The sequence below is a fragment of the Liquorilactobacillus sucicola DSM 21376 = JCM 15457 genome (assembly GCF_000612445.1).
GTDB lineage: Bacteria > Bacillota > Bacilli > Lactobacillales > Lactobacillaceae > Liquorilactobacillus > Liquorilactobacillus sucicola.
Map to the genome: position 1 here is coordinate 224,266 of NZ_BALC01000004.1, position 20,472 is coordinate 244,737.

At 37.1% G+C, this 20,472-nt stretch carries 19 protein-coding genes; 16 read left to right on the plus strand and 3 right to left on the minus strand.

Features of this window, described 5'->3' with window-relative positions; all coding sequences use genetic code 11:
- Window positions 1–46 precede the first annotated feature (46 nt).
- Both JCM15457_RS08170 and JCM15457_RS08175 read right to left on the minus strand, forming a co-directional pair.
- On the minus strand, window positions 47–805 hold the full coding sequence (locus JCM15457_RS08170) for a YibE/F family protein (protein WP_034989115.1): 759 nt from the start codon (window positions 803–805) through the stop codon (window positions 47–49).
- Entirely contained in the window at window positions 802–1,932 is a 1,131-nt protein-coding gene (locus tag JCM15457_RS08175; protein ID WP_152537297.1) for a YibE/F family protein, read from the minus strand. Before JCM15457_RS08175 ends, JCM15457_RS08170 begins: the two co-directional genes overlap by 4 nt.
- A 171-nt stretch (window positions 1,933–2,103) precedes the next feature.
- Here JCM15457_RS08175 and JCM15457_RS08180 point away from each other — a divergent pair, with 171 nt between their 5' ends.
- The 10 genes from JCM15457_RS08180 to JCM15457_RS08225 all read left to right on the plus strand — a co-directional run bounded on the left by JCM15457_RS08180 (window position 2,104) and on the right by JCM15457_RS08225 (window position 13,080).
- Entirely contained in the window at window positions 2,104–4,197 is a 2,094-nt protein-coding gene (locus JCM15457_RS08180) for an LTA synthase family protein (protein ID WP_034989256.1), read from the plus strand.
- 120 nt (window positions 4,198–4,317) lie between these two features.
- Window positions 4,318–5,490: an ammonium transporter family protein gene (locus JCM15457_RS08185; protein ID WP_051993376.1), complete on the plus strand. Its 1,173-nt coding sequence runs from the start codon at window positions 4,318–4,320 to the stop codon at window positions 5,488–5,490.
- Window positions 5,491–5,680: 190 nt separating this feature from the next.
- Window positions 5,681–6,202: a dCTP deaminase gene (gene dcd, locus JCM15457_RS08190; protein ID WP_034989117.1), complete on the plus strand. Its 522-nt coding sequence runs from the start codon at window positions 5,681–5,683 to the stop codon at window positions 6,200–6,202.
- 60 nt (window positions 6,203–6,262) lie between these two features.
- Window positions 6,263–7,372: an NAD(P)/FAD-dependent oxidoreductase gene (locus tag JCM15457_RS08195; protein WP_034989118.1), complete on the plus strand. Its 1,110-nt coding sequence runs from the start codon at window positions 6,263–6,265 to the stop codon at window positions 7,370–7,372.
- A 573-nt stretch (window positions 7,373–7,945) separates the two neighbouring features.
- The gene (locus JCM15457_RS08200; protein ID WP_034989120.1) at window positions 7,946–8,686 is read left to right on the plus strand and encodes an amino acid ABC transporter permease; all 741 of its coding nucleotides are present in this window, start codon (window positions 7,946–7,948) and stop codon (window positions 8,684–8,686) included.
- 100 nt (window positions 8,687–8,786) lie between these two features.
- A complete protein-coding gene (locus tag JCM15457_RS08205) occupies window positions 8,787–9,578 on the plus strand; it encodes a transporter substrate-binding domain-containing protein (RefSeq protein ID WP_034989123.1) in 792 nt (263 codons plus the stop codon).
- A 34-nt stretch (window positions 9,579–9,612) separates the two neighbouring features.
- Complete coding sequence (locus tag JCM15457_RS08210) at window positions 9,613–10,317, plus strand: ABC transporter permease subunit (RefSeq protein WP_034989125.1); 705 nt, start codon at window positions 9,613–9,615, stop codon at window positions 10,315–10,317.
- The gene (locus tag JCM15457_RS08215; RefSeq protein ID WP_034989128.1) at window positions 10,310–11,053 is read left to right on the plus strand and encodes an amino acid ABC transporter ATP-binding protein; all 744 of its coding nucleotides are present in this window, start codon (window positions 10,310–10,312) and stop codon (window positions 11,051–11,053) included. Before JCM15457_RS08210 ends, JCM15457_RS08215 begins: the two co-directional genes overlap by 8 nt.
- A 31-nt stretch (window positions 11,054–11,084) precedes the next feature.
- Window positions 11,085–12,437, plus strand: a complete 1,353-nt coding sequence (locus JCM15457_RS08220; RefSeq protein ID WP_034989130.1) for a lanthionine synthetase LanC family protein — start codon at window positions 11,085–11,087, stop codon at window positions 12,435–12,437.
- Window positions 12,430–13,080 carry an NAD(P)H-binding protein gene (locus JCM15457_RS08225; RefSeq protein WP_034989132.1) on the plus strand — a complete coding sequence of 217 codons (651 nt, stop codon included), beginning with the start codon at window positions 12,430–12,432 and terminating at the stop codon, window positions 13,078–13,080. The genes JCM15457_RS08220 and JCM15457_RS08225 overlap by 8 nt, the downstream gene beginning before the upstream one ends.
- A gap of 247 nt (window positions 13,081–13,327) precedes the next feature.
- Here the strand turns inward: JCM15457_RS08225 and JCM15457_RS08230 are convergent, their stop codons facing one another.
- Window positions 13,328–14,266: an NmrA family NAD(P)-binding protein gene (locus JCM15457_RS08230; RefSeq protein WP_034989134.1), complete on the minus strand. Its 939-nt coding sequence runs from the start codon at window positions 14,264–14,266 to the stop codon at window positions 13,328–13,330.
- A gap of 747 nt (window positions 14,267–15,013) precedes the next feature.
- Between JCM15457_RS08230 and JCM15457_RS08235 the strand changes: the two genes are divergently transcribed.
- From JCM15457_RS08235 to JCM15457_RS08260, 6 genes are all read left to right on the plus strand, one after another.
- Complete coding sequence (locus JCM15457_RS08235; protein WP_034989137.1) at window positions 15,014–16,189, plus strand: aminotransferase class I/II-fold pyridoxal phosphate-dependent enzyme; 1,176 nt, start codon at window positions 15,014–15,016, stop codon at window positions 16,187–16,189.
- Window positions 16,190–17,311, plus strand: a complete 1,122-nt coding sequence (locus tag JCM15457_RS08240) for an iron-containing alcohol dehydrogenase family protein (protein WP_034989138.1) — start codon at window positions 16,190–16,192, stop codon at window positions 17,309–17,311.
- Window positions 17,298–18,350 carry a methionine ABC transporter ATP-binding protein gene (locus JCM15457_RS08245; RefSeq protein WP_235725636.1) on the plus strand — a complete coding sequence of 351 codons (1,053 nt, stop codon included), beginning with the start codon at window positions 17,298–17,300 and terminating at the stop codon, window positions 18,348–18,350. Before JCM15457_RS08240 ends, JCM15457_RS08245 begins: the two co-directional genes overlap by 14 nt.
- Entirely contained in the window at window positions 18,334–19,014 is a 681-nt protein-coding gene (locus JCM15457_RS08250; protein WP_034989140.1) for a methionine ABC transporter permease, read from the plus strand. Before JCM15457_RS08245 ends, JCM15457_RS08250 begins: the two co-directional genes overlap by 17 nt.
- Before the next feature lie 11 nt (window positions 19,015–19,025).
- Window positions 19,026–19,880, plus strand: a complete 855-nt coding sequence (locus JCM15457_RS08255; RefSeq protein ID WP_034989142.1) for a MetQ/NlpA family ABC transporter substrate-binding protein — start codon at window positions 19,026–19,028, stop codon at window positions 19,878–19,880.
- Window positions 19,881–19,989: 109 nt separating this feature from the next.
- Window positions 19,990–20,463 carry an S-ribosylhomocysteine lyase gene (locus tag JCM15457_RS08260; protein ID WP_034989144.1) on the plus strand — a complete coding sequence of 158 codons (474 nt, stop codon included), beginning with the start codon at window positions 19,990–19,992 and terminating at the stop codon, window positions 20,461–20,463.
- Window positions 20,464–20,472 lie beyond the last annotated feature (9 nt).

The following is a 20,472-nucleotide window of genomic DNA, read 5'->3' on the forward strand; positions in this document are numbered from 1 at the left end:
ATACTGGAGAACTTTAATGGTCATTCATCTCAGATGGGTGGCTTTTTTATTTCTTAGAAGTTTTTTTTCGCTCTAGCATTGTTAGCCAAATAACTGCAGGAATAGAGAGTGTTACCCCGATTATTGAAATAATTGTCAGTAGAAATTCAACGACAAAGATTTTGTTATTGAGAAATTCACCAAATGTATAACTAAGACGGATGAACCAAATAAATAAGGCTAAGAAACCACCGAAAAAGCCAAAAAACAAGGTGTTAAAAGCTGTTGATATTATCTGTTTTCCAATCATCATTCCATCTTGGTAGAGCTCTTCATTTGAAACAGAAGGATCATGTGACAGTACTTCACTAAGTCCAGCTGCAACGGATACAGTCGCCTCAGCTACAGCACCTAGGCAACTTAAAATTGTCATTGCGATTGCAGCATTCATGAAATTAAAACCAATCAAAAGAGACATGCTTTCAAGGTCTGCAGAGTTTTCGCTGCTAAAGCCTTGCACTTGAGCCACATATTCCAGTGGGATAACTAAAAGAACAAGCAGTACTAATATAATTACGGAAGAGAGAAAGGCTGTGTTTGCGCTTTTAATATCCGCATCTCGCAGGTAGATTACTAGTATCAAGATAATAAGCGAACTGATAATAGTGATCCATAAATATGGAAAGTTCCATGCGATGAGTATGATAGTTACAAAAACAACACAGCAGCAACTTACGAGACTAAAAAAAGATTTGATACCGCTTTTTCCTCCCGCTGCAAACATTGTTAGCAATAGCACGAAGGATAAAATTACGATTGAGTTCATAGAACATCTCTTTTCTTACTTCTGCTACAGTGCCAGCTAGTTAAAAAAGTGGTAATTGGGATGGTTAAAGAAATTGCGATCCCGCTAATGATGCTCTGCACGATCCCGAGCGACATGATCATTGAAAAGGAGTAGCTGAAGCTGTTACCATTACGCATTGCTAGAACCATCATAGGTAAGGTGCCAGCAAGAAAAATCAGAAATAAGACATTGATGAGCGGCCCCATGACTGACTTACCGATTTTATGGCCAGCCTGCACAAAATCGCGAAAACGCAGCGTCGGCGTGCGGTAAGCAAGCGTAAATAAACTAGCAGTGATGTCGGTTGCAACATCCATAACAGCTCCTAGGGATCCTAAGATACTGCCAGCGAGGTAGAGCGGAACACGAAGCTGTGTGACGTATCCCATCATTTCAAAGTTTATTCCGTTGTAGTTAGTAGTTGTCAAAATGATAATTGAAAGTAGTAGACCAATAGAAGTGCTGCCTAATGAGGAGCAAAATAGAATTAAAGTCTGTTTTGATCTTCCAAAGGTTAGCAGAGAAGTGATTCCCAAAAGTAGTACAGCAAGAGCCCCAAAAATAAATAAGACGTTGCTGGTAGTTGCATGAGTGATAACATCAAGTTTGACAGCAGCAAAAAAGAAAGACGCATTCAACAGCACACTGATGAGCGCTAGAAAGCCGTGCATTTTAATAATCATAAACAACAGCCCAATGGCCAAATATGTGATTAGGAAAATAGTAGTGTCGCGCTTCATACCAGTAATTATGATGTCATCATTTTTTTCAAGGCTATGTAAACTAATAAATAATTGCTGACCGCGATGATACTGCAAATCGTAGGCGTTTGAAGACGAAAAAGTATTGCTGATATTAACAGTTTTGCCGCGATATTTACCATTCAATATTCTTAATTTAAGGATTTGTGTTTGCTGATAATCTTTATTATTGAAGTTATCAGTTTGATAGATCTTTTTTTTACTGCTAAGCGCGATGACTTGACTTAGCGGAGTTTTATATAGCATTGCGTCATTAACTATCAGTAGATAGAGTATGCTTCCAAGTGAGAGGAAGAGTAACAGCTTGATCCAAGCAATGTGAAAATCTTTTGTGGTTATTCTCAAAATAATATCAACTCCGACATATTTTTTAACTTCGCTTCTTATGTTTAGAAGCAAAGCTGTTGTGCAAATAAAAATAGTAGTGCAAAATTATTTTTTTTGGTTTATCATAAATAGTAATAATTACTGTTTATGATAAAGAATACCACGTTGAACCAGTTAGGAAGAGAGAGTGTGCATAAAACTTTAGAGAAAATTAATACTAGGATGGGCTTCTTTTGGCTGCTTGTTTTTCTGTCTTGGTCAAAAAGCATCTTTGCCTATACTACGGAATTTAAACTAGGCGTTTCAGGTATTTTCCAACAGTTTATCTTGTTTTTGAATCCCTTGGCTATGACATTTTTTATTTTTGGCTTAGGGATGTTTGTTAAAAGTACAAAAAAATATTACAGTGTGCTTCTTTTGCTTTATTTGTGCAACACAGTACTACTATATTTGAACGCAATTTATTTCCGCGAGTTTTCCGATTTTGTAACGATGAGCACGGTTCTGGGGTATTCAGCTGTGAACAAAGGGCTTGACGGCAGCTCAGTCGCATTAGTCAAATTACATGATATTTTCTATTGGCTTGATTTTTTGGTGTTATTTTTGTTTTTATTCATGGGCAAAATAAGCTTGGATGAGCGACACATCAGAACCAAAAAAGCGATGGCTTTAATTTCCAGCAGTTTACTTTTGTTCACCTTTAATTTGACTCTGGCAGAAATTGACCGGCCACAATTGCTGACACGGACATTTGATCGAAGATATATGGTCAAATATTTGGGGCTTGACGTCTTTACTGTTTATGACAGCCTTAACATGGAACAAAAAGCAGTCATGCGCAGCAAAGCAACACGGAAAAGTATGCACAAAATTGTCCACTATGTGCAACTTCATCAAGCACGACCTGATCCACAGTATTTTGGTGTTGCTAAAAAGAAGAATGTGATCATCGTCCACTTAGAAAGTTTTCAACAATTTTTAATTGATGATAAAGTCGAGGGCCAGGAAGTAACTCCCTTTTTGAATAGCCTCTATCATGATTCAAGCACATTGTCCTTTGAAAACTTTTTCCATCAAGTAGGACAAGGGAAAACGAGTGACGCTGAAAATATGTTAGAAACTGGTACTTTTGGATTGCCGCAAGGGTCTCTTTTTACGGAATTAGGCAATGATCAGGTTTTTCAGAGTGCACCAGCAATTTTGAAACAGAAACAAGGATACACATCTGCTGTTTTTCATGGTGATGTTCCAAGTTTTTGGAATCGGGCGAATGTTTACAAAAATATGGGATTTCAATATTTCTTTTCAGCAGATTATTTTAACACCAAGAATGATAATTCAGTTGGCTATGGTTTAAAGGACAAATTGCTGTTCAAAGACTCGGTTAAATACCTTCAGTATCTGCAACAGCCATTTTATGCAAAGTTTATAACTTTAACCAATCATTTCCCGTTTGAGTTAGGCAATCAAGATTCGAGTTTTCGGACACCTGATACTGGCAATCAGCAAGTTGATAATTACTTTAAAACGGCTAATTATCTTGATCAAGCTGTCGCAGAATTTTTTTCCTTTTTGAAGCGTTCAAAGCTGTATAATGACTCACTTATTATCTTGTATGGCGATCACTATGGTATTTCGAACTCTTCTAATCCCGCGCTCGCTAAAACATTTGCTCAGGATCCAGAACATTTCAAGTCTTTAGGGGAAGATGCGCAAAACTGGTCAAGCTGGAATAATGCACAATTGCAGCGTGTTCCCTTCATGATCCATATTCCAGGATATAAAAATGGTAAAATTTTGAAGCAATATGGTGGAGAAATTGATGTTTTGCCGACATTACTTCATTTGTTAGGCATAAAAACGGCCAGCTATATTCAGTTTGGAACAGATCTACTGAGTAAAGAGCACGATCAGACTGTTGCTTTTAGAAATCAAGATTTTGTTTCTCCAAAATTTAGTGAGATAAATGAGGTATTTTACAATAAGGCAGGCAAGCAGATTACGCCGCATGGGAAGATAAAATGGGAGATCGCGACTGCTCAAAAAAAGGTACATACGCAACTGGAAATGTCGGACCTCCTTAATCAGGGAAATCTGCTTCGGTTTTATCATCCGAAAGGTTTTAAAAAAATCAATCCTAGGATCTATGACTATACGAAACTGCTTGAAAAAGAAATAGGTGTTCAGAAAAAGCTGAAGATAAGATCAACGTCACTTTTCTCGAAAAACAATAAGTGTCCGCTTGAAAACGAATATTCTACCAATGCGCCAGAGATTAAGTGAAAAAGCTGCGGTTTTTGAAATCTGAAAAAATACAAGCTACCAAAACTTGACAAAGTGCTAGCGACATTCTATATTATTTCTAAATAGTAATAGTTACTATTTAGAAAAAGAGGTGTTGTTTTGCCAACCATATTTAAATTTATTTGTTTTTTGATTATGTTACCGATGATTTTCAGTGTTCCTGTAATCTATGCTCAGGCACTGCCAAATAGACGATTTCAAGCTGGAATGATAGGAATGATAGTGTGCTTATTTGCAGGCATTTTATTTTGGCTGCTTTTTGGTTACTTTGAATCATTTTATTTGCGCTTTGATGGTTTTGTTTTGCAACAGTTTCGTTTACTGGGAGCGGTATACGCGGGCAATTTCTCCAGCGGCAATGTGTTGAATGCTTTGGTACAATTGGAATTTTTTTTGTACGCAGTGGTGATGTTCAGCGGAACAGCAGCTAGTCGGTTTAATTGGCCGTTTTTTATTATCTATATTCCGTTTTGGCTGCTCTTGGTTTATGGACCGATTGCTAATTTTATTTGGTCAGAAAGTGGATGGCTTAAACAACTGGGCGCACTAGATTTTTCGGGAGCTCTAGTAGTTCATTTGACTGCAGGGATAACGAGTTTAGTACTAGCAAAGTTTGTCAAGCGTAAAGAAGAACATGATACCGTTTCCACAGATGATAGGACAACCAGCTATATCGCGCTATTTCTTATTTTGACTGGTTGGTTCGGTTTTAATCTTGCTCCGCTAGCAGAATGGAATCAGTTCGGCGGACTAGTGATGCTAAATACCTTAATATCAGTTTTGTTTGCAGTTTTAGGGTGGAGTATACAGGCTTTCATAAAAGCTGGCGATTTGGAGCTTGGTGATCTGATGAACGGAGTTATTTGCGGTTTAGTGACCAGTACCGCCTTTGCCGCCTATATTTCCCCGTTAAGTACTGCCCTTACTGCATTTGTTAGTGGGGTTACCTGCTACCACGTAACTTTGAAAATGCAAGCAAGTGTTCATTTTTTTGATGCAGTTGATTCGTTTGGAATCAATGCAGTAGGTGGCATAGTTGGGACAGCAGGACTTATCATTTTTGCAGATAAAAAGCTCAATTCCGCAGGCGCTGCCGGATTACTGCAAGGACACCTTGCTTTTCCAGCAATCGAACTGCTGGCACTAACAGTAACCCTAGTCATGACGTTTATTGGGGCTACACTTACTTATGCTATTACCAAACTATTATTTGTAAGTGGAAAGAAAATCAAGCTAAAAGGAAAGTATAGTTTACGGCAGCGCAAAATATAAAGATGTAGTTGGAGGTGAAGCATGTATGCAGTTATCAGCTAAAGAATTAAAGAAATTAAAAAAGAGCATTTTGGTCGAAGAAGAAAGAAAAAACAAAAAGGATAAGGAAAACTGTTGTACACAGGGAAAATGTTGCAAATAAGATAAAAGTTTGACTGAATAAGAATATTTTTGAAAAGAGTGCAGCTAAATGATATTGTCTGGGAAAAAAATTCAGGAACTTCATGGCAAGGAAATTATTATAGAGCCTTTTTCACAAAAACTAGTAAATCCGAATAGCTATAATTTGCGGCTGTACAACAAACTGATGGTTTATGAAGACCAAGTACTGGATATGAAAAAAAAGATGAAAACTAAGTGTATCGCTATTCCGCCTGAAGGATATGTACTGCAGCCGGGACACGTCTATCTCGGCAGAACACTTGAATATACTAAAACACTGAAATATGTGCCAATGCTTGAGGGAAGGTCGTCAATTGGCAGGTTAGGACTATTGGTTCACGTGACGGCTGGATTTGGAGATGTTGGTTTTTCAGGTTGCTGGACCCTTGAAATGGCTTGTCTGCAACCGATTCGTATATATGCTGGTGTTGAGATCTGTCAGATTTATTATCATACCATCAGTGATGAGTACGATTCCTATCAGCATGGGAAATATTCAAATAGTCAGAATATCCAACCAAGCAAGCTATATCAGGAGTTTATGGATTGATTTGCCAATTAGTCTGCAGAGAAGCTTCATTTTTAGCACGCGGAGAAAGGATTTTAGAAAATGAAAAAGGGTATTATTATTATTGGAGCAGGCGCAGCTGGAATAGGTTTTGGAGTTGCCTTGAAGGATTTGGAGTATGATGATTTCTTGATTTTAGAAAGTGAGACTATTGGAAATAGTTTTAAAAACTGGCCTCAGGAAACACGTTTCATCACTCCTTCTTTTACAAGCAACGGTTTTGGCATGCCTGATTTGAATGCGGTCAGTTTTAGTACTTCTCCAGCATACTCATTAGGGAAGGAACGATTAGCTGGAAAAGAGTACGCACAATATCTAGAGTTAGTTGCTAAGGGGTACGAATTACCGCTGTTGGAGCATCAAAAGGTCAATGAGATCAAAAAAGAGGACAACAGATACCAAGTCTATACTGACAGTAAAAGTTTTGAAGCGAAATATATTATTTTTGCGGTTGGACAATATAGTACTCCAGATAAAAGTTTTGGAAACATAGGGATACATTACAGTGAGGTTCAATCGTGGAAGCAGTTTACAAATGAAAAACAAATTGTGATAGGTGGCAATGAAAGCGGCATAGATGCTGCTTTGAATTTAGCCAAAAATGGTAACAAAGTAAACGTTTATACGCAAAAAAGCGGATTGAGTGCACCAGATGCAGATCCGAGCATCAGACTGTCACCGTATACCCGCCAAAAATTTTTTGCGCTGAATGCAAACCAGCGACAAAACATTAAAATTCATGAAAAAATGGAACTTAAAAGGCTAACACAGCAAAAAAATAAGTACCTCTTAGAATTTGCAAATGGTCACTTGATTGAAGCAAAGACAGAACCGATTCTCTGCACTGGATTCAAAAATGGAGCGGTCAAATTGCAGCAGAATTTATTCGAAGAGGAAGAAGGTACAGTGTTACTTAATGACTACGATGAGTCACTTAAAGCACAAAATATTTTTCTGGTAGGACCAGATGTGCGTCATCAAAATGCAATTTTTTGTTACATTTACAAATTTCGACAGCGTTTTGCGGTTATCATCGAAGAAATTGCCAAGCGAGAAAATCTCCAAATAGATAAAGAAAAAATAGCCGAGTACCAAAAAAACAGCTTTTATTTGGCAAATTGCAATAATTGTGTAGTCGCGTGTGACTGTTAGAATATCATTATCCCCTCATGATTGATAGACAACATCAGTTATGGGGGGATTTTTTTGTGCAAAATACAGTGGAAGAAGGGCTTTAAGCAATCACAATAAAAAAACAAAAAAAGGTTGACTTATTTTTTGTTTGAATGTAACATTATGATAATATTTTTATGGCATTTGGATGAGTAGTTTATAACCTATCTTTAAGAGAGACTGTGTTAGGTGAAAGCAGTTAGTGCGGAGTAAATGAATATGGTCCAATTAGATGCTGGTACTGTGAGGGAGTTCTGAGCAGTATTCGAGTTCGCCCGATACAGCGACTAAGATTATCTGCTTGATGATCTTTTGAGGACAATTATTATTGTTGAAAACGAGTGGTACCGTGTTTAAAAGCACCTCGCAGTTTATACTGTGGGGTGCTTTTAATTTTTTAAATTGGAGTGATTAAAATGTGCAGAATTCGCGCTCATAAGGTCAATGTTTGGCTACTTATGTGGAGAGGCAAGGGTAAGAGGGGAACAGAGATGTATATGGAATTTTTATAATTTTATTGCTCGTCATCACATTGGGAGGGGAAATCAAAAAGTGTTTTTTGATATTAAGTATCTTTATGAGTTGTTTCCGCAAATAATTAGTTCTTTACCAATTACCCTTTCAATTGTAGTTGTTTCGACTATTGGAGGGCTAATCTTGGGTTTGATTATAGCCTATTTTAGGATTGAAAGGATACCTCTATTAAATTGGTTGGGAGCCTTGTACGTATCATTTGTCCAAGGAACACCAATTATCGTGCAACTGTTTGTAGTTTATTATGGTGCTCCTGCTGTTCTTGATTTGGCAGGGATCAATGTTGCTGACGTCAGCAAGATTTCATTTATGTTTATTGCATACGGCTTAAACTCAGCAGCTTACTTCAGTGAAATAATACGTGCAGCCATTAATGATATTCCTAAAACTCAATTTGATGCAGCTTATTCGGTTGGGATGAACAAATATCAAGCCTATAGAAAGATTATTATTCCTCAGGCTACAAAAGCTATGGCGCCTAATGTTGAAGTTTCAGTAGTATCATTGCTTCAGAATTCTTCATTAGCAACATACCTAGGGATTATGGATATCATGGGAAAATCACAATTAGTCGGGACGAACACAGGGCATCAGATGGAGGCGTACATTGATGCAATGGTTATTTTTATGGTTCTTAGTTTAGCTGTTCACTACTTATTTAGATACTTTGGCTTAACTAAAAGACATATTAAATTCCGTTTATACAATGTTAGACCTCTTGCAGAAACAAATGAGTTATCGTTTAAAAAGGTAAAATGAAAAAACTATGCTTGAGTTATGCAAAAATGATGCAGATTTATTAAGTCGCTCATGTTTTGCAACCAGTCTGTATAAAAATAAAGAGTGTTGGAGGAAAAATATGAAGTTAAAGCGATTAGTTGCTTTGTTTGCTTTTGTCACTTTAGGCACCATAGCTGCGGGCTGTGGTAATAAAAAAGCAGAAGTAAAAACTATTACGGTCGGAACAGGTACAAATTATCGGCCTTTTGTTTACCAAACAAAATCTGGCAAAGATACAGGATATGAGATAGCGGTGCTTAAAGCAATTGATAAAAAATTACCACAGTATAAATTTAAGGTATCACATTATGATTTCACCAATTTATTTCCGGCTTTAAAAAACAAGAGAATTGACATTCTTGCCAATCAAATTGAATCAAATTCTGAAAGGCGCAAGTTATATCAATTTAGTAAAGAAGGATACACTAATTATGACCTACACATTGTGTCATTATATGGCAAGTACCATACTTTAAAAGATTTAAAGGGAAAGAAAGTTTACGCGATTCCTGGTGGCAATGCTCCTTTAATTTTGGAAAACTATATTAAAGCTCACCCTGAGAATAAATTCAAAATTGTTTATGGGAATTGGTCGGACCAGCTTTTGTATAAGAGCTTTAAAAATAAAACAGTGGATGCTACGTTGGGAACCAAGTTTTCGGCAGACTTTACAAATAAACAGTTAGGGTCTCATTATGTATACTCCGACAAGCCTGTAAATACTTCTTCGACATATTATCTATTTAGAAAAAAGGACCCAGATTCAACAAAATTGAATAGTCAAGTAAGTAAAGCTTTGAAGCAGCTTAAAGATGATGGAACGCTTAAAAAACTGTCTGTTAAATATTTAGGCGGAGATTATACTAATTAATTTTGATAGGGACAGAAAGGATGTAGGAATACTAATGGATGTTACGTTTTTAATTACTTGTATAAAAGTTGCTGTAAAGTATGTTCCAATCACCTTATATTTAGGCTTGACCTCGTTTTTTATAGGGTTAATTTTTGGAATTATTATCGCACTCGTCAGGTTTTTCAAGGTGCAGTTTATCAGTACATTTTTCAAGTGGACTATCAGTCTTTCTAACAGTATTCCTCTGCTTTTGACGTTGACAGTGTTTTATTTGGTTGTTTCAGACGCTCTTCATCCTCTAGGAAACATAGTGGGGGCCAATTGGCAATTCAAATTTTTTGATCGAAAGTGGATCGCAATTTTTGCATTATCAATTTTTTCAACGAACTATGTTGCAGAGGCAATTCGATCTGCCTTAAATGCAGTACCGCAATCACAGTGGGATGCAGCATATTCAGTTGGGCTGACTACTAAACAAACACTATTTGGAATAATTATGCCGCAAGCTTTACGTTCAAGTATTCCTTTATTTGGAAATATTTTAACGTCTTTGATTAAGGGCTCATCATTGGTATCGGCTGTTTCAGTAGTTGACCTGTTGAATTCTGTAATGATCAAAGCACAAGTCAACTATGAATATTTTGAAGCATATCTAGCGGCAGCTATTGTCTATTGGGTGTTATGCACAGTAATTACGTTTGCTAGCCGCTTTCTCGGAATTATTTCTAGTAAGCAGAGGAGGATTTTTAGTGATTGAAGTAAGAAATCTGTCACAAAGTATCTCAAAACATAAGATTTTAGACAATATAGATTTCTCTGTTGCCAAAGGAGAAGTTGTTTCGATTATTGGACCAAGTGGTGCAGGAAAAACTACATTTTTGCGGTGTATCAATTTACTGAATACCCCTGACCAAGGAGTTATTGATTTCAATGGAAAAGTGATCAACTTTCCACGAGTCAAGATGAAAGATGTTTTAGAAATTCGAAGAAAAACTGCGATGGTATTTCAACAGTATGCATTATTTCGAAATAAAACGGCATTTCAAAATATAACGGAAGGTCTTGTAGTAGCCAGAAAAATTGATAAGGAAAGAGCGAATGAGATTGCTGAGAATCTTTTGAAAAAAGTAGGTTTATATGAAAAACGAAATGCATATCCTGCTGAACTATCAGGAGGGCAACAGCAAAGAATTGGTATTTCACGAGCTTTGGCGCTTGACCCCGAGCTAATTTTATTTGATGAGCCTACATCAGCTTTAGATCCAGAATTAGTCGGTGATACACTGGAGCTTATCAAAAATGTTGCGGCAACACGGGTGAAACAAGCAATGATAGTTGTGACGCATGAAATGCAATTCGCCCACGATGTATCAGATCGAATTGTTTTTATGGAAAATGGAGCAATCCTTGATGAAGGGACTCCAAGACAGATTTTGGAGAATCCTCAGAATCCAAGAATTCAAAATTTTTTGAAAAGTGTTAGATACAATTGACTTAGGATAAATTGATAAAGGAGAGTTATTTATGGCAATAAAAGCAGAGTTAGATACGAAAGAGCTACTAAACGTAGCAGAACTGGCAAAAAACTATATAGATTCAAAAATTGAAAAAACTGATCACGGAATACGATACTCTTTGGAGGGATCAGCAAATTCAGATCCTTATTTTGATGAAATCTGTTTATATTCAGGAAGTGCAGGCATTGTTCATTATCTATTGCAGCTTTATAAGACGACTGGAAAACAGCAGTACCTTGAGCAGGCAGAAAAATCGTATCCATATATAGAGTATCGGTGGCGTGAAAAACCGGATTTGAGTCTTGCCTTCTCACCATGGGCTTTTACAAGTGGATTTGCTGGAGTGGCATATGCGGTGAGTGAACTGTATACAACGACTCATAACAAAAAATATAAAAAATTTGTTGAAGAGGTTGTTGCAGAAATTATCAAAAATGCCAAACCAGCAGACGATGGTATAGGAGCATACTGGTCAGGTTCATTTGGAATTGTTGCTGATTCAGGAACATTGCTTTTTCTGTTATATGTAGCTGATTTATTTGAACGCCATGATTGGCAAGAATTCACGGTTAATGCTGGGCGCATTTTAATAGGACAAAAGAAAAAATATTCCGAAGGTGGTTATTATTTTGAAGGAAGCCAATTCAACGAACAAATAGTTCCTGGATTTCCGATTGGAGCTGGTGGAGTAGCCTTTACACTCTGGAAACTTTATGATGTAAGCAGAGATGAGGTTTTTAAACAGGCCACCGAGGGAATAGATGATTTTTATCGAACAATTTATCGGTATGATGATAAAGGTTTTGTTAAAATTCCGCATGACATACCAAATGAAAATCCAGTTTATTACCTAGGATATTGCGGCGGAAACGCTGGAGTAGCACGGTATTTTTATAAATTGTATCAAGAAACTGGTGAAGCTAAGCATTTAAATGAAGTAGAACTATTGCTAGATAGTATAGTTGCTGCTGGTGCTCCTGAGATTCACTCAGAAGGATATTGGAATACAGTTGCACAGTGTTGCGGTTCCTCTAGTATACTAAATACCTTTTTAGGATTTTATCTAGCCACGAACAAGAAAAAATTCCTGAATTATGCTAAACGGACTGCGGAACAAATTATAGGTGATGCACATTATGAACTTGAAGGTGGCGATAAATTGGCTAAATGGTATGAAGCTTATACACGATTGGAACCTCAGAATATTTCAGCACCTATTGGATTTTACGATGGAGCTGCTGGTGCAGGATCAGCTCTTTTACAACTTTATTCTGTATTAACAGAGCATCCACAGGTTCCTAGATCAGTTGATGATCCATTTCCAACTGAAAAAAAACAGGAGGTAAAAGAAAATGACTAAAAAAATTGGCATTATAGGTGCAACAGGAACAGCCGGTCAAGCCATTGTAAAAGAGGCTGTCAAACAGGGGTTTGATACTACTGCAATTGTCAGAAACGAAGTAAAAGCGAAGGATTTGTTTGAAAACACAGTTTCTTATTTAACAAAAGATGCATTTGAACTTGAAAAAAGTGATTTGCAGTCTTTTGATGTAATTGTTGATGCCTTTGCTCCATCAGATGTGAAAAAAGCGTACCTGCATATTGATTTAGCTACTAGATTAATTTCTTACTTTCGTGAAGAAGAGAGGCCACGCCTTTTTTTCATTTTAGGTGCGGGAAGTTTATTGAATGGTAAAGGAAAACATGTTTTGGATGATTTAAAGGAAAGTCCAGATGCAGCGGCATGGATTGAAGCTCCTAAACAGCAATTTAAGGAGTTTAACTTTTTATCTGAAGTTGAAAATGTTGATTGGGTTGGAATTTCTCCAGGTATTTTGTTTAAACAAGGGGAAGTACAACCGGCTAAGATTGGCAAGAATACCATTTTGTATGACGCAAAAGGAAAGTCTGAAACCTCTTCTGGCACGCTAGCTAAGGTCATTGTTGATGAAATTAGCAATCCTAAGCATAAGCAGGAACGCTTTACAGCAATTGACGCATAAATTAGCTATTACAAATAAGATTTGTGGTGCTGGTGTGTTAAGTTTTTGTCATGGATAATGTGAAGCTGGACGAGAAATTTTGACTTGTAGGGCTCGTTTATACGAAATAAGGGAAGCTAGATCAGAATTTTACTTTGATCCAGCTTCCCTTTTTTTATATTTAAAGTTCGTAGTTAAGTATGCTTAGATTGAATTTCTTGTTCGTTTATATAAACGATCGATTAACCACGCCCAAGTTAAGTAAGATTTAACCGTGAGGCAAGATATCTTTATATTGTTTAACTACATCATAAACAGATAATGGTTCTCTGCCCAAAAGTTCCTTTACAGTGTCGCTGACAACGTTAAAGTAACCTAGACGAATGCTGCGTCCGTTATCAACAATATCATCACCGCAGATGCGTACCGGCGATTTGGAAAAATCACCAGTCATCGTCCGTGGAATGTTTATTGAGTCGCAAAAAGCATACAATTCTTCATCGCTAACATAGTCAAATTTGCATTTCCAGCCAGTCACAGTTTCGCAGCTATTGAAAACATCTTCATCGGACAACAGATCAGGTCCGGTAACAAAGTAAGCATGATTCTTTTGGCCTTTGCCCGCGGCAAGAGCTGCAGCTACCTTGGCAACATCTTCACGAGCAACAAAACCTGCTTTCCCACCTAAGGAATTTGCATGCCAGACATTGCCTAATTTGGCAGCTAAAGGAACGAAAAGGGTTAGTAAGTTATCATAATAAAGACAGTTGCGCATGAAATTATAATCCATACCTGATTTGAGTATTAACTGTTCAGTGTAACGATGATCGATTGCTATTTCAGGTGTATTTTCAGCAATTTCAGCACCTTTGAATGAGGAATATATTATATGCTTCACACCAGCGTTCTTGGCTGCTTGAACTGCATTAAAATGCTGTTCACGTCGCTTCTCGCCGATAGCCATGGTTGAAAGCATGAATAGTCTGTCCACACCGGCAAAAGCTTTTTCTAATTTTGTTTCGTCATCATAAGGTGCCTCGCGAAACTCGACACCTAATTTTTCCCAACGTTCGAATTTCGGCTTTTTGATCCATGCTAGTGAGGGAGCGCTGAAAATCAGTTTTTCAGGTGCTACATACTTCAAAACCTCTTCAGCTGCAATTCCTCCAACATGTCCATCTACACCAGTCATTAAAATTTTTCCCATTAAGACACCTCCAAAAAAATTGTTAATCATATCACAAGATGATTATACAAAATTTTACTTGTAATTACTATCGTTAATTTTTGATTTATAATATTCATCTTGTGGGTAATGATTTTTTATTCTGCTTAAACGCATACATTGTTATTTTAAAGCTGATTTTAGTGGCATAAAACAGTAGATGTTTCAACTTATAGAAGAATATATTGTATAAACTAATAGATTTTACGTATATTAATCATTTGTTAAAACTTAATTATAAAATTAATGCAAAAAACATTTTACGCTTTTGAGTTTCCCTAGCAGTCTTATAGTTGATGGGATTATGCTTACTTAAAAAAGATTAAAAATGTATAAAAGGTCGTAGAAATCCTTTTTTTAAAATAAAATGAAAAAACGATTAAATATCGACGCTTTATTCTCTTGACATTGTAATGATTTGTTTGTAGAATATGAGCAACTTAATTAATTCTTTTGGACGTTGAAGAGAAGAGTAGGTAAATTAGTAGGATTAAAGCGACCGTTGAAAGTGAGAGGACGGATCTGAAAGTTTACTGAAGATGAGCTTGGAGTTCAGATTTAAAGTGAAAGCTGAAAATCCGTTGGGGTACGATATAACTCAGGACATGTTAGTGTCTTTAAGAAGGTAATTATTTATTTAATTACGAATTTGGGTGGTACCACGGGTTTCCCGTCCCTTGTTATATAAACATAACAAGGGGCGGGATTTTTTTATTTGGAGGTGTGAAAGTGGAATTTGGAGCGGCGAACAGGATAAAAAAGATACCAGAGAATTTTTTTGCAGAGCTTGATAAGCAGGTTGCGACTATAGGTGCTGAAAATGAAAGTGTTATTGATTTGTCTAAAGGAAATCCAGACATTGCTACACCGCAACATATTGCTCTCTCTTTAAAAGAAGCTGTGGATAAAAGAGAAAATCAAAGATATACGCCCTTCAAAGGGAAAATAAGTTTTAGAAAATCAATTCAAAAATTTTACCAGCAACAATATGGTGCATCAGTTGATGTTGACAAAGAAATAGCTGTTTTTCATGGAGCAGTGGTAGGTATAAATGCAGTTCCTCAGGTATTGCTAAATCCTGGTGATTATGTCATTACGACTGATCCCTGCTATCCAGAGTACGATACTGCTATCGAATTAGCAGGGGGAAAAATTTACAAGTTACCACTTTTGCAAGCAAACAATTATTTGCCTGACTATGCACAAGTACCCAAGGAAATCTTGGCTAGAACTAAGATAATACTGCTTAATTATCCGAATAATCCCACGGGTGCGACAGCTTCTGCATCTTTCTTTGACCGTTCACTTTCTTTTGCACATGCTAATAAATTACTGGTCGTCAATGATTTTGCATATGCCTCCTTAGGGTTTTATGAAACTCCTGTGAGCATCATGTCCCGTCCAGGAGCAAAGGAAAATGCATTGGAGATATATACTTTGTCCAAAACCTACAGTATGGCAGGCTGGCGAATTGGTTTCGCTGTTGGCAATTCATCGGTTGTAAAATCTTTGAATAAGTACTTAGCACACGGACACAGTACAGTTTTTGGGGCAGTTCAGGATGCGGCCGGTACGGCTCTAGAATCTTCGCAAGAATGTGTTGAAGAAATAAGGAAAAAATATCAGTCAAGAAGAGATGCGCTCATAGACGGTTTAAAGAAAATAAATTTGGAAGTTGCAGACACAAGGGGGACTTTTTTTGTCTGGGTCAGAATCCCTGAGAATTATACAAGTGTTTCATTTGCAAAACTTCTTTTGCAAGGAGCACACGTTGCAGTCGCGCCCGGCAATGGTTTTGGAAAATATGGTGAGGGGTATATTCGTTTCAGTGTGGTATGCGGATTAGAAAAAATTCAAGAAGTCTTACAAAGATTAAGAGTTCTAAAGGTGAAAGAAGGTTTTTAGATGCCAGACTTTATTTCAAGAGTTGGACCCCAGCAATATATTGCTGGGAATCATGTTTACAAGTATCTGAATGATTATTTTCGGAATAATAGTATCAAGAAAGCCTTAGTTTTGCATGGTGAAAAAGCACTGCTTGCCGCGAAGAAATACTTGCCGGATTCGTTTCTGGCTACGAAAGTTCAATACAGAAAATTCTCAGGTGAATGCTCTCCAAACGAAATTACAGGTGTAGCTGCTCAAATTATTAATGAAGGGTTCCAAGCAATTGTGGGAATTGGTGGCGGAAAGGTTTTAGATACAGTCAAAAGTGTTGCTGATAGGTTGCGAATACCCTTGATATTGCTGCCCACACTTGTCAGTAATTGTGCCCCCTGGTCTTCACTGAGTGTTCATTATCATACTGACGGGAAGTTTTTGGATTTTGATACCTATGAACACTCAGCTGATCTACTTCTTCTGGAGGAAAATGTTCTTTTTGATTCACCAAAGGCATATTTTGTAGCAGGTCTTGCTGATACGCTAGCGAAGTATTATGAATCTGAGCTGATACTAACTGAAGAGTTTATTCATGGAAAGACTGCTCTGGAGCATGCTGCATATTTTGCTAAGAGATGTCAGCGAATTATCCTAGGTCAAGGAATACAAGCTACGGTCGACATGGAGAAACACATAAAAACCAAAAGGTGGCTGGAAGTAGCTGAAACTGTCATTGTGACTGGTGGACTGGTCGGTGGTTTCAGTGATCAGTATGGACGTGCAACAGGGGCACATTCAATTCATGATGCATTGACCCAATTTCCAGAAACTCATGCGATTTTGCATGGCTTGAAGGTAGGCTATGGTATATTAGTTCAATTAGTTTTGGAACATAAACTAGAAGAAGCTAAAGAGGTCTTAATATGGTTGCGAACACTGAATTTACCAACCAATCTAGCTGAATTAGGGCTTGAGAATAGGTTTGAGATCAAAGAAAAAATTGCAGCCGCCGCTGTTAGGAAAGACAAAATGATTCATCTACTACCACTCAATGTTTCCAAGGAAGCAGTTTATGAGGCTGTTACTGGTGTAGAGGAACTAAACGATAATTTTCTGAGAGAGAGGGAACAAAATGGCGTCTTCTGAGCTGGTAAAATTTCAACATGTAAGCAAATCATTTAAGACTAGTAAGAAAAAAGAACATGAAGTTCTGAAAGATGTTAATTTGGTTATCAGAAAAGGAAAAATTTTTGGAATTATTGGTTATAGCGGTGCGGGTAAGTCAACCTTGATAAGGTGTATCAATGGAATTGAAGATACGACTCAAGGCAAAGTTTTTTTTGAAGACAAGGAGATCAATCAGCTTTCAAAGAAATCATTGAGGCAGGTAAGGGGACAAATAGGAATGATTTTTCAACAGTTTAACTTGATGCCCGCGCGAACAATTGCCGAAAATGTCGCCTTACCCATAAGGTACAGTAAGCTGGGAAAACAAAAAATCAAAGAAAAAGTTAAGAAAATGCTAGAGCTTGTTGGGCTTCCTGAAAAAGCTAATGCGTATCCATCTTCCTTGTCCGGTGGTCAAAAACAAAGAGTCGCAATTGCACGGGCCTTAATAAATGACCCAAAAATATTATTGTGCGACGAGGCGACTAGTGCACTTGATCCTCAAACGACACAGTCAATTTTAGAATTATTAAAGAAACTAAACAAAAGCTTGGGGATAACTTTGGTAATAGTAACTCATGAAATGCAAGTTGTGGAAGACATTTGTGATGAAATTGCTGTTTTGAATAAGGGAAAGATAGTTGAGCAGGGAGATGTATATTCCATCTTTGTGAACCCCCAAGCTGAGTTAACTAAACGTTTTATAAATACAACTTCTAAATTAAATATTTCAGATAGTTTGCTGAATACAATAAATCTTACCGAAGAGCAGCGTTTGGTTAAGATTACGTATATCAGTGATGAAGCGGTAGTCCCGCTCATTTCAATTATCTCGTTAAAATTTAAGATCAAAGCTAATATAATCGTTGGAGATATCAAGATACTCAGAGGTAAGCCATTGGGAGGCCTGATAATTGTTTTAGACGGCGAGTCTGCGCAAGTGACTGATACATTAAAATATCTCAAAGAACAAAAAAACATTCAGGTGGAGGTGTATCAGAATGGACGCTTTCTTTAGCAAGTTATTTCCGAACGTAGTAAGTAATCTCGAGGTCTTCAACCAAGCAATTATACAAACGTTGCAAATGGTTGCTATTTCAGGGGTAATTTCATTTTTACTGAGCCTTACTTTTGGAATTCTAATAGTTATTACCAAAAATGGTGGTATTTTAGCTAACAGAATAGTTTGGAATATTTTAGACAAGATAATAAATTTGTTCAGGTCAATTCCATTTATAATTTTAATAGCAGCCTTAATCCCGGTAACCAGAATTATCTCGGGGACGGCAATTGGTGTCAAGGGAACTATTTTTCCACTGATTGTAGGAATAACACCTTTTTTTACAAGGCAGATAGAATCTGCTTTAAACGAGACTGATGATGGGTTAATCGAAACTGGTGAGGTCATTGGACTGACGCCATGGCAGTTAGTGTGGTCGGTGTATCTGCATGAAAGTATTTCAAGCATTTCGAGAGTGACTACAATAACAATTGTAAGTTTGATAGGATTGACCGCAATAGTCGGTGTGGTCGGCGGCGGTGGTTTGGGAGACTTCGCCATTCAATATGGTTATCAGCAGAACCAGTTTGATGCAACCATAGCGTGCATTATCGTTTTATTAATATTAGTAAGTATCGTTCAAATTATAGGAACTTTCATCAGTAAGAAAGCCACTCATTAGGAGGAAATAAAATGAAATTCAAAAATAAACGCTTTTTTCTAAGTTTTCTGGTTGTTCTTGCAACCTTTGGAATTGTTGGGAGCCTAGCCGGATGCGGTAAATCTGCAGCAGCTAAAACTAAGACTAAGGTCGTTAAAGTTGGTCTGGTAGGGACAACAGATAAACCGATTTGGGAACAAGTCAATAAAAATTTGAAGAAAGATCATATTCAAGTTAAGACTGTTTCTTTTACAGATGGTATCTTGGCAAACCAGGCCCAGAACAATAAAGAATTGGACCTAACTGCTTTTCAGCATTATGCTTTTTTGAAGCAGGAAGAAAAGGAAAAACATTACAAATTTACGGTTATTGGCCAGTCATACTTGGTGCCGTTGAACGTCTTTTCTAAAAAAATCAGCAGTCTGAAAGAGATAAAAGACGGGGACAAAATTGCAATTCCAAATAATGTAACTAATGCTGGACGAGCATTGAAAGTCTTGGAAAGTGCGGGTCTTATAAAAACAGATCCAAGCAAGGGAAACTTGCCAGCAATCAAGGATATCACTGAAAATAAGCATAATATAAAAATTGTTCAAGTCGACCCAGCAAAAATAATTAGTTTATTACCTGACTTCGCTGCTGGTATTACGAATAGCGATTTTGCAGAAGCGGCTCATCTTAACCCAATTAAGGATGCAATCTATAGCTTGAAACCGGATATCAATGATTCACGAAACAAACCATGGATCAACGTTATTGTAGCTAGAACAAGTGATAAGGACAATGAAACTTATAAAAAAGTTGTCAAAGCGTACCATACAAAGTCAGTTGCCAAAGTTATAGAAAAGACACATAAGGGTGTTTATACTCCTGCTTTTAAATATTAATAAGGAAGTGAAGTCGGCTGATAGATAGTAAAAGTGTAAGTGGGCAGAATCATTTATTTTCAAGTATTTTGAAATACCAATAATTTAATTAATGAAAGGTGATTTATTTATGGCAAAAGTAGAAAGTTTCACATTAGATCATACAAAAGTAAAAGCTCCATATGTTAGGTTGATAACGCAAGAAAAAGGAACAAGAGGTGATGTAATTTCCAACTATGATCTGCGATTGGTGCAGCCCAATGAAAATGCTATTCCAACGGCGGGATTGCATACGATAGAACATTTATTGGCGGGGCTGTTGCGGGATCGGCTCGATGGGGTCATTGATTGTTCGCCATTTGGTTGCCGAACAGGTTTTCACTTAATAACTTGGGGAGAACACTCAACGACAGAGGTTGCGGTAGCTCTAAAAGGAGCATTAGAAGAAATTGCTGAACAGATTGAGTGGAAGGATGTTCAAGGAACTGATATTTACAGCTGTGGAAATTATCGAGACCATTCGTTATTCTCGGCTAAAGAATGGTCAAAGAAAATCCTTGATGAAGGAATCAGTGATGAGCCTTTTGAACGAAATGTGATTTAGTGGTGATTA